This window comes from Pantoea sp. GL120224-02 (genome assembly GCF_900215395.1).
GTDB lineage: Bacteria > Pseudomonadota > Gammaproteobacteria > Enterobacterales > Enterobacteriaceae > Pantoea > Pantoea communis.
The window spans coordinates 136,860-151,500 of the sequence record NZ_OBEC01000011.1; the positions used below are offsets into that span (position 1 = coordinate 136,860).

The 14,641-nt window shown below is 53.2% G+C and carries 10 protein-coding genes and 1 other RNA gene; 7 read left to right on the forward strand and 4 right to left on the reverse strand.

Annotated elements, in window-relative coordinates:
• Positions 1-108: 108 nt before the first annotated feature.
• Positions 109-936 (reverse strand): posphoenolpyruvate synthetase regulatory kinase/phosphorylase PpsR, encoded by an 828-nt coding sequence (gene ppsR / locus CRO33_RS19365; RefSeq protein WP_058959746.1) that lies wholly within the window; start codon positions 934-936, stop codon positions 109-111.
• A 450-nt stretch (positions 937-1,386) separates the two neighbouring features.
• Between ppsR and ppsA the strand changes: the two genes are divergently transcribed.
• Complete coding sequence (gene ppsA, locus CRO33_RS19370; RefSeq protein ID WP_097119270.1) at positions 1,387-3,774, forward strand: phosphoenolpyruvate synthase; 2,388 nt, start codon at positions 1,387-1,389, stop codon at positions 3,772-3,774.
• A gap of 99 nt (positions 3,775-3,873) precedes the next feature.
• On the opposite strand, the gene rprA is transcribed toward ppsA, so the two are convergent.
• Together rprA and ydiK are read right to left on the reverse strand one after the other, a co-directional pair.
• Positions 3,874-3,981, reverse strand: an RNA gene (rprA, locus tag CRO33_RS19375) — antisense sRNA RprA.
• Positions 3,982-4,297: 316 nt separating this feature from the next.
• Positions 4,298-5,410 carry an AI-2E family transporter YdiK gene (gene ydiK / locus CRO33_RS19380; RefSeq protein WP_034821692.1) on the reverse strand — a complete coding sequence of 371 codons (1,113 nt, stop codon included), beginning with the start codon at positions 5,408-5,410 and terminating at the stop codon, positions 4,298-4,300.
• 206 nt (positions 5,411-5,616) lie between these two features.
• Here ydiK and ydiJ point away from each other — a divergent pair, with 206 nt between their 5' ends.
• Entirely contained in the window at positions 5,617-8,670 is a 3,054-nt protein-coding gene (ydiJ, locus tag CRO33_RS19385) for a D-2-hydroxyglutarate dehydrogenase YdiJ (protein WP_097119271.1), read from the forward strand.
• 30 nt (positions 8,671-8,700) lie between these two features.
• On the opposite strand, the gene CRO33_RS19390 is transcribed toward ydiJ, so the two are convergent.
• Positions 8,701-9,105 (reverse strand): hypothetical protein, encoded by a 405-nt coding sequence (locus tag CRO33_RS19390; protein ID WP_045813973.1) that lies wholly within the window; start codon positions 9,103-9,105, stop codon positions 8,701-8,703.
• Positions 9,106-9,495: 390 nt separating this feature from the next.
• Between CRO33_RS19390 and sufA the strand changes: the two genes are divergently transcribed.
• The 5 genes from sufA to sufS are packed head-to-tail and all read left to right on the forward strand — an operon-like array spanning position 9,496 to position 14,627.
• Positions 9,496-9,870 carry a Fe-S cluster assembly scaffold SufA gene (sufA, locus tag CRO33_RS19395; protein WP_038647312.1) on the forward strand — a complete coding sequence of 125 codons (375 nt, stop codon included), beginning with the start codon at positions 9,496-9,498 and terminating at the stop codon, positions 9,868-9,870.
• A 5-nt stretch (positions 9,871-9,875) separates the two neighbouring features.
• Entirely contained in the window at positions 9,876-11,369 is a 1,494-nt protein-coding gene (gene sufB / locus CRO33_RS19400; protein ID WP_038647310.1) for a Fe-S cluster assembly protein SufB, read from the forward strand.
• A 39-nt stretch (positions 11,370-11,408) separates the two neighbouring features.
• Positions 11,409-12,155 (forward strand): Fe-S cluster assembly ATPase SufC, encoded by a 747-nt coding sequence (gene sufC / locus CRO33_RS19405; RefSeq protein ID WP_034821684.1) that lies wholly within the window; start codon positions 11,409-11,411, stop codon positions 12,153-12,155.
• The gene (gene sufD, locus CRO33_RS19410; RefSeq protein WP_038647308.1) at positions 12,130-13,407 is read left to right on the forward strand and encodes a Fe-S cluster assembly protein SufD; all 1,278 of its coding nucleotides are present in this window, start codon (positions 12,130-12,132) and stop codon (positions 13,405-13,407) included. The genes sufC and sufD overlap by 26 nt, the downstream gene beginning before the upstream one ends.
• On the forward strand, positions 13,404-14,627 hold the full coding sequence (gene sufS, locus CRO33_RS19415; protein WP_097119272.1) for a cysteine desulfurase SufS: 1,224 nt from the start codon (positions 13,404-13,406) through the stop codon (positions 14,625-14,627). The genes sufD and sufS overlap by 4 nt, the downstream gene beginning before the upstream one ends.
• Positions 14,628-14,641: the final 14 nt, after the last annotated feature.

Here is a 14,641-nt window from a genome sequence, read left to right on the forward strand (position 1 = left end):
GGGAAGTGATGGTGGTCACAATAAACCAATAGGCCGCGAATTCAACCCGCTAAAAAGAAAGGTGAGTGAAACATGACGGAAGCCAGGCTTTACGGCCTGGCGTACAGATCAATACATGCTGCGGCGCAGACCCATAATGTCGAGGATTTTGGTGGCAATCTCCTCTACCGAATAGTTGGTACTGTTAAGGTAACGAATCTGATGCGTGCGGAAGAGCGCTTCCACTTCCCCCACTTCCAGGCGGCACTGGCGCATCGAGGCATAACGGGTATTCTCTGCACGCTCCTGCCGAATCGCCGCCAGACGTTCAGGATCGATGGTTAATCCAAACAGCTTATGTTGATGGGCGCGTAACGCCGGCGGCAATTTCAGGTTATCCATGTCATCGGCGATAAAGGGATAGTTTGCCGCACGCACACCAAACTGCATCGCCAGATAGAGGCTGGTGGGTGTTTTGCCACAGCGAGAGACGCCGAGCAAAATGACCTGTGCATCCTCCAGACCACGCAGTGAGATACCATCATCGTGCGCAAGCGTGTAATCAATCGCGGCAATACGCGCATCATATTTGCCGAGATTGCTCGCCGTCAGACCATGGGTTCGGTGCGCCACTGGCATTGAAGATACGCCAAGCTCACTTTGCAGCGGACCCACCAATGCCTGCACGATGTCCTGGCAAAAGCCTTCGCTTTCCAGAATGATTTCACGCACATCCGGGGTGACGATAGAAAAGAACACAATCGGACGTACGCCGCTTTGCTGATACAGCGCGTTAATCTGCGCCTTCACCGCCTGAGCTCGCTGAACATTCTCAACAAAGGGCAGGGTCACGCTGTTGATATTCACGGGGAATTGCGACAGCACGGCATGCCCCAATACCTCCGCGGTAATGGCGGTACCGTCTGAAATGTAGAACACACTGCGCTCAGTGCTCATAGGCGAAATCCCCTCTTATTTACTTTTGCGTAACAATGTCATTGCCGATGTTTCATTTTAATTAAAAATAAAATGAAATATCCATATCGTGAGTGCTTTCTGCTGGAATTTTATTTTTGTGATGAACAATATTAGATGAAATGCTGTTTTGAAAACGGCTATTTCCCCGCAATTTTTATCACAAGGTAAAAATAAAGTCTGAATCTGTTGCGCAACAAAAAGCAATGGCTAACCCTCTGAAAAGGGGAAAAATATCGTTGCGGCAAAGTGTCGGCGTTAAATAAGCCTGTTGCGCAACTTTGATGCCAGCGGGAACTAGTCCGAATTTGCGTTTCTTTTTCTGCTTTAACGATTCAACACTTAGTCTTTATTTATTGATTGTGCCAGGCTGTTTTGGCGAATAGCAAAATGTTCCATGTGCTCCAATCATTTAAATGAAGGATAATCTCAATGTCCAATCAAGACCAACAGTCGCTAGTGCTCTGGTACAACCAGCTTGGCATGCATGATGTTGATCGGGTGGGGGGCAAGAATGCTTCCCTGGGAGAAATGATTACTAACTTGTCGTCACTGGGCGTCTCCGTGCCTAACGGCTATGCCACGACATCTTACGCCTTTAATCTGTTTCTCGATCAAAGCGGACTGAACCAGCGCATTTATGATTTGCTGGACAAAACGGATATTGATGATGTTGAAGAACTGGCTAAGGCCGGTAAACAAATTCGTCAATGGGTTGTGGACACGCCATTCCTGCCTGAGCTGGAAGAGGCGATGCGTACTGCCTATGAGCAACTCTCCTCTGATGATGCCGACGCTTCCTTTGCGGTGCGCTCATCCGCCACCGCTGAGGACATGCCCGATGCCTCGTTCGCGGGGCAACAGGAGACCTTCCTTAACGTGCAGGGCTTTGATGCGGTGCTGGTGGCCGTGAAGCACGTGTACGCTTCTTTATTTAACGATCGTGCGATCTCTTACCGCGTGCACCAGGGCTACGACCATCGTGGCGTTGCCCTGTCAGCGGGTATTCAGCGCATGGTGCGATCCGATCTCGCGTCTTCTGGCGTGATGTTTACCATTGATACCGAATCCGGTTTCGACCAGGTGGTCTTTATCACCTCGGCGTTCGGTCTTGGTGAGATGGTGGTGCAAGGTGCGGTGAACCCGGATGAATTCTACGTGCACAAACCCACACTGGCAGCCAATCGCCCGGCTATCGTGCGTCGCACTATGGGTTCCAAAAAGATCCGCATGGTGTATGCCGATTCTCAGGAGCACGGTGAGCAGGTGCGCATTGAAGATGTCGATCAGGAGCAGCGTGACCGTTTTAGCCTGACCGATGACGAAGTGCAGGATCTGGCGCGCCAGGCGGTGTTGATTGAGCAGCACTACAAGCGCCCAATGGATATCGAGTGGGCGAAAGATGGTCACACCGGCAAATTGTTCATTGTGCAGGCGCGTCCGGAAACCGTGCGCTCTAACGGTCAGGTGATGGAGCGCTATAACCTGCAAGGGAAAGGCAAGGTGCTGGTCGAAGGCCGTGCCATCGGCCATCGCATTGGCGCGGGTGAAGTGAAAGTGATTCATGACATTAGCGAAATGCATCGCATCGAGAAAGGTGACGTGCTGGTCACCGACATGACCGACCCGGATTGGGAACCGATCATGAAGAAGGCCTCCGCGATTGTGACCAACCGTGGTGGCCGTACCTGCCATGCGGCGATCATCGCACGTGAGCTGGGCATTCCTGCCGTCGTTGGCTGTGGCGATGCCACCGATTACCTGAAAGATGGGCATAAGGTGACCGTTTCCTGTGCTGAAGGCGACACCGGTTATGTGTATCAGGATCTGCTGGACTTTGAAGTGACCAGTTCGCAAGTGGATACCATGCCGGACCTGCCACTGAAAATCATGATGAACGTCGGTAACCCGGATCGCGCCTTTGACTTCGCCTGTCTGCCAAATGAAGGTGTTGGTCTGGCGCGTCTGGAGTTCATCATCAACCGTATGATCGGAGTGCACCCGAAAGCGCTGCTGGAGTTTGACCAGCAGACGCCAGAATTGCAGCAGCAGATTCGTCAAATGATGAAGGGCTTCGATGATCCGGTTGAGTTTTACATTGCGCGTCTGACCGAAGGCATCGCCACCCTGGGCGCGGCCTTTGCGCCGAAGCGCGTGATTGTGCGTCTCTCTGATTTTAAATCGAACGAATACGCCAATCTGGTGGGCGGCGAGCGTTACGAGCCAGAAGAAGAGAACCCGATGCTGGGCTTCCGTGGCGCGGGGCGCTATGTGGCAGACAGCTTCCGCGACTGCTTCGCGCTGGAGTGTGAAGCCGTGAAACGTGTGCGTAATGAAATGGGTCTGACTAACGTCGAGATTATGATTCCATTTGTGCGCACTGTTGACCAGGCGGCTGCCGTGGTGGAAGAACTGGGCAAGCAAGGTCTGAAGCGCGGTGAGAACGGCTTGAAGGTGATCATGATGTGTGAGATCCCGTCAAACGCCTTGCTGGCTGAACAGTTCCTGCAGTATTTCGACGGCTTCTCTATCGGTTCGAACGACATGACACAGCTGGCGTTGGGTCTGGACCGCGATTCTGGCGTGGTGTCTGCACTGTTTGATGAGCGCAACGAAGCGGTGAAGGCGCTGCTGTCGATGTCGATTCAGGCCGCCAAGAAACAAGGCAAATATGTTGGAATTTGTGGCCAGGGTCCTTCAGATCATGAAGACTTCGCTGCGTGGTTGATGGAGCAGGGTATTGATAGCCTGTCATTGAACCCAGATACCGTGGTGCAAACCTGGTTAAATCTGGCGGAATTGGATGCGGCTAAGCAGTAATCAGACATCAATTAGGGCGCGTTCGGGGTAAATCTGAAGCGTCCCTGATGAAATCATTAAGGCCAGCGTTGCTGGCCTTTTTTTTATCCATAAAAAATACAAAAAAAAAGCCCATCACAGGGGATGGGCAAAGACTACACACAGCAATTCTTCACTTTACTCAGGGGAAAAAGGTTGTTTAAAAATCAGTGGTTTGATCTCAAACATAGGATTCATGTTATTCATCAGGCTTGCTGGCGTCTTTAAGAATCCTCTTATTAGTTTAAAGCTGATAATCTTTTCTGAGCTTTTTTAACGGTTGCGCCTGATGATTCAGTTCGAAAAATAATCATTCCGTTAGCGAAATCCACCTAAAGCGCCTAAATCTGCGTTTTTTCTTAAAAATCGCTTATGAAAAATAAAGGGTGGTGTAGGCAATTATGTGACAGCGATTAAGTTGCTTTCAGCGCAGTAGGTAAGGCAAATCAGACGTGGGAGAAGAAGGCGGTGCATTTATCTGCACCGCTCGCGGAAAAGGTCAGCTTTAAGGTTGCTCTTCCTCATGTTCGGCAAGAGCTTCGATGGCCGTTTGCGGGTCATCATCCGGGGCAGGTGCTTCATGCATCCACACGGAAACCAAACGATAAGATACCGCTAGCACCACCGGGCCAATAAACAGTCCGATCATGCCAAAGGCGATCAATCCCCCGATAACTCCGGAAAGGATCAGAATCATCGGCAGATCCGCACCCATGCGAATCAGCATCGGACGCAACACGCTATCGAGCGTACCGACTACACAACTCCACACCAGTAATATCGTGCCCCAGGTGGTATCGCCACTCCAGTAGAGCCAGATGATAGCCGGTACTAGCACCACCAAGGGCCCCAACTGCACCAGGCACGTCAGAATCATTAGCACGGTGAGCAAGGTGGCATAAGGGATGCCGGAAATCGCCAGGCCAATGCCGCCCAGCACACCCTGCACCAGCGCCGTCACCACCACACCCAGCGCCACGGCACGAATCGCTTGCCCAGCCAGCAGCACCGCCGCATCGCCGCGACGTCCGCCCATGCGATAAGCAAAGTGGCGAATGCCGTGGCCGACCTGCTCACCGCGCCAATAGAGCAATACGCTAAATAGCAGCATGACGGCGAGGTGGATCATAAAGCGGCCGAAGTGGCCGGCCTGCGCCACAAAGAAGCCGGTGGTGCGGCCAATGTAAGGTTGTAGCTGATTTAAAATCGCCGTCCCGCCGCCATCGACCATTTTGTGATAGCTGGAGTAGGTTTTGTTGCCGACATACGGAATTTCGCGCAGCCAGACAAAATCCGGGAAAACCAGATGACGCTGCGTGGCCCAGGCAATCACCGGCGCGCTGTTGTCGATCAGGCTACTCACCAGCAGGGCAATGGGAATAATGAACAGCAGCAGTAATAGAATGGTCATGGCGATCACCGCCAGCGATCGTCGTCCCCACAGCAAATGCTGCAAACGGATCATCAATGGCCAGGTCGCAATCACCACCATGCTGGCCCAGGCAAAGCCCAGAATAAAGGGTTGTACCACCCACAGGCAGGCGATGATCATGATGAGAATGAACATCAACGAGAACAGCAGTTGCGGTAGATCCATACCGCGTTGCAGGCTTTTCATCACAACGTTTTGACCTCATTTAATCCTTCGTGGTGGACCGCGTGGGCCCTGATCAATGATGAGCTATTTCCTGAAAATTAAACAGAAAAAAGCAGGTGTCGCGGAGGTCTTTCCTGAAAAAACAGCAGCCATTAAAAAAGTATGATAAAACCAGTGGTTGAAAAAAATAACCACGCAAACGTTTACAACATCTCGGTCACGCAATAATGATCCCACAGATTTCCCAGGCGCCAGGCCTCGTTCAACTGGTGCTGACATTCCTGCAGTCATTAAAAGAACAAGGCTTTACCGGCGATGTCGCCACCAGTTATGCCGATCGTCTCTCGCTTTCTACCGATAACAGCATTTATCAGCTGTTACCCGATGCCGCGCTGTTTCCGCGTTCGACGGCGGACGTGACGTTAATCGCTCGTCTGGCGGGCGAAACGCGGTTTAACAGCCTGGTGTTTACCCCACGCGGCGGCGGAACGGGTACCAACGGTCAGTCACTCAATCAGGGCATTGTGGTCGACATGTCGCGCTACATGAATCGCATCCTTGAAATCAATCCTGAACAGGGCTGGGTGCGTGTGGAAGCGGGCGTGGTGAAAGATCAGCTCAATGCCTGGTTGAAGCCTTATGGATTCTTCTTCTCGCCGGAGCTCTCCACCAGTAATCGCGCTACCTTAGGCGGCATGATCAATACCGATGCATCCGGGCAGGGTTCGCTGGTGTATGGTAAAACCTCGGATCACGTGGAGGGATTGCGGGCGGTTCTGCTCGGCGGCGATATCCTGGATACCCGCGCGATGCCCACCGAACTGGCTGAGCAATTAGCAACAACACCGACAGCAGAAGGGCGTATCTATCATCAGGTGCTGAATCGCTGTCGTGATCAGCGTGATCTGATTCTGGATAAATTCCCTAAGCTTAACCGCTTCCTGACCGGTTATGACTTGCGTCATGTGTTCAGCGATGACATGCAAACCTTCGATCTGACGCGTTTGTTATGCGGTGCAGAAGGGACGCTGGCCTTTATTACTGAAGCGCGTCTGGACATCACGCCGATCCCGAAAGTGCGTCGTCTGGTGAACATCAAGTACGACTCCTTTGACTCTGCACTGCGTAATGCCCCTTTCATGGTGGAAGCCAAAGCGCTGTCAGTGGAAACCGTGGACTCTAAGGTGTTGAATCTGGCACGTGAGGATATTGTCTGGCATTCGGTAAAAGAGCTGATTACCGATGTGCCGGACAAGGAAATGCTCGGCCTGAATATTGTTGAATTTGCCGGTGACAACGGCGAATTGATTGAACAGCAGGTCAACAGCCTGTGCGGTCGACTGGATGAGCTGATGGCGCAGCAGCAGGGCGGTGTGATCGGCTATCAACTGTGTAATGATTTAGGCGGTATCGAGCGCATCTATAATATGCGCAAAAAAGCGGTGGGCTTGCTGGGTAACGCCAAAGGGCGCGCCAAGCCGATTCCGTTTGTGGAAGACACGGCAGTTCCGCCAGAACAACTGGCGGATTATATCGTCGATTTCCGCGCCTTGCTCGATAGCCATGGCCTGAGTTACGGCATGTTTGGCCATGTGGACGCCGGTGTTCTGCACGTCCGTCCTGCGCTCGACATGTGCGATCCGCAGCAAGAGATGCTGATGAAGCAAATCTCCGACGAAGTGGTGGCGCTGACCGCACGCTACGGCGGATTACTGTGGGGTGAACACGGTAAAGGATTCCGCGCGCAGTACAGCCCGGAATTTTTTGGCGAGACGCTGTTCAACGAACTGCGCGCAATTAAAGCCGCCTTCGATCCTGATAATCGCCTGAACCCCGGCAAGATTTGCACCCCGCTGGGCAGCAACGAGCCGATGATGCAGGTGGATGCGGTGAAACGCGGCACTTACGATCGTCAGATTCCGGTCACGGTGCGAACTGACTGGCGCGGTGCCATGGAGTGCAACGGCAACGGCTTATGCTTCAACTTTGATGCGCGCAGCCCGATGTGCCCGTCGATGAAGATTACCCGCAACCGTATCCATTCGCCGAAAGGCCGCGCCACGCTAACGCGTGAATGGTTGCGTTTGCTGTCAGAGCAGGGCGTTGATCCCTCGCAGTTGGAACAGGCGCTGCCTAAACAGGGTGCCAGCCTGCGCACACTGATCCAACGCACGCGTAACTCCTGGCACGCGAAGCAGGGCGAGTATGACTTTTCTCATGAAGTGAAAGAGGCGATGTCAGGCTGTTTAGCCTGCAAAGCCTGTTCGACGCAGTGCCCGATTAAGATTGATGTACCGGGCTTCCGCTCGCGCTTCCTGCAGCTTTATCACACGCGCTATTTGCGTCCGATGAGCGATCATCTGGTGGCAACGGTAGAGAGTTATGCGCCTTTGATGGCCAAAGCGCCAAAGGTGTTCAACTTCTTCCTCAAGCAGCCGTGGGTGCGCGATCTGAGTAAAACCCACATTGGTATGGTCGATCTGCCATTGCTCTCCTCTCCAAGCCTGAAACAGCAGCTCGGCGGCCATCCGGCGATGAGTTTGACGCTGGAACAGCTTGAAGCGATGGATAGTGCGCAACGTGAAAACTGTGTACTGGTGGTGCAGGATCCGTTCACCAGCTATTACGAAGCGCAGCTGGTGACCGATTTCGTCAAATTGATTGAGAAGCTGGGTTACCGCCCGGTGTTATTACCCTTCTCACCTAATGGCAAAGCACAACATGTGAAAGGCTTCCTGCAGCGCTTTGCGCGCACTGCCGGCAAAACCGCCGAGTTTCTTAATCGTGTCGCCCAATTGGGAATGCCGATGGTTGGGGTCGATCCCGCAACGGTACTGTGTTATCGCGATGAATATCAGGAAGTGCTGGGTGAGCAGCGCGGTGAGTTCAAGGTGCAACTGGTCCACGAATGGTTGCAGCAGGCCCTTGATGCGCGCGCGGTGCAGACTGCCAGCGGCGAGGCCTGGTATCTGTTTGCACACTGCACTGAAGTCACTGCGCTGCCCTCAACGCCGAATCAGTGGCAGGACATCTTCGCGCGTTTCGGTGCGAAGCTGGAGAACGTCAATGTCGGGTGTTGCGGGATGGCGGGGACGTACGGACATGAGAGCAAGAACCTCGAAAATTCGCTCGGCATCTACGAACTCTCATGGCATCCGCAGCTACAGAAACTGCCACGTCAGCGTTGTCTGGCGACAGGTTTCTCCTGTCGCAGCCAGGTTAAACGCGCCGAGGGCAATGGCATGCGCCATCCGCTGCAGGCATTACTGGAAATGATGTAAACAAATTGTAGGAGTCGTCACAAAGCTGGATTAGAATATCCAGCCTGCGTGACGGACGAAATCACTCTGCAGGCTGGTGGCTTTATCCCACTCGCCGCTGAGCGCCAGTTGATGACACAAGCGTGTCAACGACAGGCGCGCCAGTTGATAGGCCTGAATACGGAATAAACGGTCGCGATCGGCATTGCCCATCTCCTGCACTAAGCGGTGATGGAGCTTGCCCATGGCATGCAGATAGCTTTGGTCGTCGCCGTTAAGCTCGCAGATTTCTGCCATGTCGAGACAGGTGTCGTTAAAGCGACGCAGTTGGTCAATAGTACAATCGGTGCGGTTGAGCTTAGCCTGAGCCATGTAGAAGTCGACGGTGATATCACGCACTGAAAACTTATATTCATCGATTTTGTGTTGTAACCAGGCTGAGACGGTAAGCGTCATGTCGCTACCTTAAATGGGTTAATGATAATCATTATCATATTCAACCGCGTCAGGAATGCAATTCCCGCAATGAAATTTTATTGATTTCCTTTGCCTGTTACTAAAATCGGCAATAACAATCCCTTTACATTGAAGAAAGGCGTAACCTATCAATCATGACGATGTCGTAAAGTTGAATTTCTAAATTTTACGTCATTTTAACGGGTTACGCGGGCGTGGCGCGCACGGGAATGCCGCTCACAAGCTCGATTGAAGAGACTATGCTTAATAAAGCAACAGTAAAAAATAGCACGAGATGATTATCCCTGCAAAACAAGAGGTTGAAGTGGTATCTGATATCACTACCATAGGGGGATAGCCTGAAAAGGCCCAGACTTACGAGGTAGCACTATGTCATCAGTAAATGCAGCTTCCTTTTCACCCGACGATTTCGTCTGGAAAGGGCTTACGCTGACCGAATCGGCAGCGAAACAGATTCTTAACCTGGTTGAGGCGGATCCTGAAGTTAAGGGCCTTAGATTGGGTGTGAAGCAGTCCGGCTGTGCCGGTTTTGGGTACGTTATGGATCTGACAAAAGAGCCAGCCGATGACGACCTGACGTTTGAGCAATTCGGCGCAAAATTATTTGTGCCTCTTCAGGCTATGCCGTTTGTTGACGGTACCGAACTGGATTATGTCCGTGAAGGCCTGAACCAGATTTTTAAATTCAACAACCCTAAAGCTCAGCACGCCTGCGGGTGCGGTGAGAGCTTTGGCGTCGAGTAAGTAAAATGTCACGACACAGCGAAGCATCTGACGATGTACAAACGTGGGAAGGTAGCCTGAATTATAAAGAAGGCTTCTTTACCCAGTTGCAAACCGACGAATTGGCACACGGCATCAATGAAGATGTGGTGCGTGCTATTTCGGCCAAACGTAACGAACCTGAGTGGATGCTGGAATTCCGCCTCAAGGCCTTCCGTGCCTGGTTAGAGATGGAAGAGCCACACTGGTTGAAAGCTAACTACGCCTCACTCGATTATCAGGACTACAGCTACTATTCCGCGCCGTCTTGCGGCAATTGCGATGATAGCTGCGCGTCTGAACCGGGTGCGAAGCAAACCTCTGGCAGCGTCGCGTCAAGCGATTACCTGACCAAAGAAGTGGAAGACGCTTTCAATCAGTTGGGTGTTCCGGTACGTGAAGGACGTGAAGTCGCGGTTGATGCGATTTTTGACTCCGTATCCGTTTCCACCACCTACCGTGACAAACTGGCTGAGCAAGGCATTATCTTCTGCTCATTCGGCGAAGCGATTCACGATCATCCAGAGCTGGTGCAGAAGTATCTCGGTACTGTGGTTCCCCACAACGATAACTTCTTCGCGGCATTGAACTCTGCTGTGGCCTCAGACGGGACTTTTGTCTACATCCCTAAAGGCGTGCGTTGCCCGATGGAGCTGTCGACTTATTTCCGTATCAACGCGGCAAAAACCGGTCAGTTCGAACGTACCATTCTGATCGCCGATGAAGACAGCTATGTCAGCTATATCGAAGGCTGCTCAGCCCCGGTGCGTGACACCTACCAGCTGCACGCCGCAGTGGTTGAGGTGATCATCCACAAAAATGCCGAAGTGAAATACTCCACCGTACAGAACTGGTTCCCGGGCGGTGAAGGCGAGGGCGGTATCCTCAACTTCGTGACCAAGCGTGCGCTGTGTGAAGGCGACCACAGCAAGATGTCCTGGACGCAGTCTGAGACCGGTTCAGCCATCACCTGGAAATACCCAAGCTGCATTTTGCGCGGTGACTATTCCGTGGGTGAGTTCTACTCCGTGGCGCTGACCAGCGGCCGTCAGCAGGCGGATACCGGCACCAAGATGATCCACATTGGTAAGAACACCAAGTCGACCATCATCTCGAAAGGGATCTCTGCCGGTAAGAGTGAGAACACCTATCGTGGTCTGGTGAAAATCATGCCAACCGCGACCAACGCGCGTAACTTCACCCAGTGTGACTCGATGCTGATTGGTGCCGAATGTGGTGCGCACACCTTCCCATATGTGGAAACGCGCAACAACACGGCACAGCTGGAACATGAAGCCACGACCTCGCGTATTGGTGAAGACCAGATGTTCTACTGCCTGCAGCGCGGCATTAGCGAAGAAGATGCGATCTCAATGATCGTCAACGGCTTCTGCAAAGACGTTTTCTCCGAGCTGCCACTGGAATTCGCCGTGGAAGCGCAAAAACTGTTGGCTATCAGCCTTGAGCACAGTGTGGGCTGATGCCACACGCGTTGCCGGAAGCAATGTGAAGGAAAGAGTATGTTAAGCATTAAAGATTTACAGGTTAGCGTTGAAGACAAAGAGATTTTGCGCGGTCTGAACCTTGAAGTGAAACCAGGCGAAGTCCACGCCATCATGGGCCCTAACGGCTCAGGTAAAAGTACCCTGTCTGCAACGCTGGCAGGTCGTGAAGATTACGAAGTGACCGGTGGTTCTGTCAGCTTCCATGGCAAAGACCTGCTTGAGCTGGAGCCAGAAGAGCGCGCGGGCGAAGGCATCTTCATGGCGTTCCAGTATCCGGTTGAAATCCCGGGCGTCAGCAACCAATTCTTCCTGCAGACCTCTGTGAATGCAGTGCGCAAATACCGTGAGCAGGAAGAGCTGGATCGTTTTGATTTCCAGGACTTCATCGAAGACAAAATTAAACTGCTGAAGATGCCTGAAGATCTGCTGACCCGTTCAGTGAACGTCGGCTTCTCCGGTGGTGAGAAGAAGCGTAACGACATTCTGCAGATGGCTGCTCTTGAGCCAGAACTGTGCATCCTGGATGAAACCGACTCCGGTCTGGATATCGATGCGCTGAAAATCGTCGCTGAAGGCGTTAACAGCCTGCGTGACGGTAAGCGTTCATTCATTATCGTGACCCACTACCAGCGTATCCTGGATTACATCAAGCCAGATCACGTGCACGTGCTGTATCAGGGCAAAATCGTTAAGTCTGGCGATTTCTCGCTGGTTAAACAGCTGGAGGAGCAAGGCTATGGCTGGCTTACCGACGAAGAGTGATAACGCCCTGCAACAGTGGCATCACCTGTTTGAATCGCGCGGTGAGGTGCGTTCTCTGCAGGCACAGCAGCACTGGCAGCAATTAATGCGTGTCGGCTTGCCGACCCGTAAGCATGAAAACTGGAAATACACCGCGCTGGATGGCCTGTTCGCCAACCAGTTCGTGTTGCCAGAAGCGCAGACCGTGACGGCGGAACAGGTTGCTGAGCTGGCGCTACCGGTGGATGCGGTGCGTCTGGTGTTTGTTGATGGCCGCTTCCAGCCTGAGCTGAGCGCGCGCGACACCGATCTGTTTGACGTGCAGCACAGCCGTGCGGCTGAACGCCGCCCGTTGCCGGCTGCGGTGCAGCCAGAAGTGTTCCTGCATCTCACCGAAAGCCTGGCGGAAGAAGTGACTTCCATTCGTCTGGCGCGCGGCAAATCGGCGGCACGTCCGCTGTATTTACTGCACATCACCAGCGGCAAAGCCGATGCGCTGAACACCGTTCATCACCGCCATCATCTTGAGCTGGAGCAGAGCGCCGAAGCTGAAGTGATTGAGCATTACGTGACGCTGAACGGTGCGGCCCACTTTACCGGTGCACGCTTTACCTTTGCTGTCGCCGACAATGCCCAGCTGAAACACATCAAGCTGGCGTTCGAAGAGAGCAGTAGCTATCACTTTGCACACAATGACATCGTCATTGGTCGTGATGCACAGGTCAGCAGCACCAGCTTCCTGCTGGGTGCTGGCTTGTCTCGTCACAACACCAGCGTGCAGCTCAACGGTGAAAACACCCAGCTGTCACTGAACAGTCTGGTGCTGCCGATCAACGCAGAAGTGGCGGATACCCGCAGCTATCTTGAACACAACAAAGGCTACTGCCTGAGTCGTCAACTGCACAAAACCATCTCGCGCGATAAAGGCCGTTCGATTTTCAACGGTCACATTAAAGTGGCGAAGCATGCACTGAAAACCGACGGACAGATGACCAACAACAACCTGTTGCTCGGTCGCCTGGCGGAAGTGGATACCAAGCCGCAGCTGGAAATCTATGCGGATGACGTGAAGTGTAGCCATGGTGCGACCATCGGCCGTATCGACGATGAGCAGATGTTCTATCTGCGCTCGCGTGGTATCCCTGAAGATGCCGCACAGCAGATGATTATCCATGCGTTCGCGGCTGAATTGACCGAACTGCTGGAAGAAGAACCGCTGCGCCAGCTGGTGCTGGAACGCATTAGTGCGCGTTTCCCTGGAGTTGAGTTATGACTTTCGATCTCGAACGAATCAGAGCGGAATTTCCGATTCTGAAACGTGAGGTCAACGGACATCCGCTGGCCTACCTTGATAGCGCGGCCAGCGCTCAGCGCCCGCTCGCGGTCATCAATGCGGAAAGTTATTTTTACCAGCACGGCTATGCAGCCGTGCACCGTGGCATTCACTCGCTCAGTGCGCAAGCCACCACCGATATGGAAAACGTGCGCACCCAAGCCTCGCGTTTTCTCAATGCGGCATCGCCAGAAGAGATTATCTTCGTTAAAGGCACCACTGAAGGCATCAATCTGGTAGCCAACAGCTGGGGCGGCAGTCAGCTGCAATCGGGCGATAACATCATCATCACGGAGATGGAGCACCACGCTAATATCGTGCCGTGGCAGATGGTGGCGCAGCGCACCGGGGCTGAAATTCGCGTTCTGCCGCTTAACGAGCAGGGCGAACTGGCTGTTGAGCAGCTGAGCGGGCTGATTGATAGCCGCACGCGCCTGCTGGCAGTGACGCACGTTTCTAACGTCCTCGGTACAGTCAATCCGGTGAAAGCCATCGTGGCGCAGGCGAAAGCCGCGGGTGTTGTCACGCTGGTGGACGGTGCGCAGGCGGTGATGCATCACAAAGTGGATGTGCAGGATATCGATTGCGATTTCTACGTCTTCTCTGGCCATAAAATTTATGGCCCGACCGGTATCGGCGTGTTGTATGCGCGTAAAGCGCTACAGGAGATCATGCCTCCCTGGGAAGGCGGCGGTTCAATGATCGATCAGGTGATGCTGCCAACCGGCACCACCTGGAACACTGCCCCGTGGCGTTTTGAAGCCGGCACACCGAATACCGGTGGCATCATCGGCTTAGGCGCGGCGCTGAACTGGATCAGTGAGCTGGGATTGGATGTCATCAACGAACGTGAGACCTCTCTGATGCGTTACGCATTAGATAAGCTCGCGTCGGTACCCGACCTGATTATCTACGGTCCGGCACAACGCAGTGGCGTGGTGGCATTCAACCTTGGTAAGCATCATGCCTTTGACGTCGGGAGTTTCCTCGATCAATACGGCATTGCCATCCGCACCGGACATCATTGCGCTATGCCTCTGATGCGCCACTATGCGGTGCCCGCAATGTGTCGTGCCTCATTTGCGCTGTATAACAGTGAAGAAGAAGCCGATCGCCTGGCAGCAGGTTTGACGCGTATTCATAGTCTGCTGGGCGGTTGAGCAGATATCAGGAG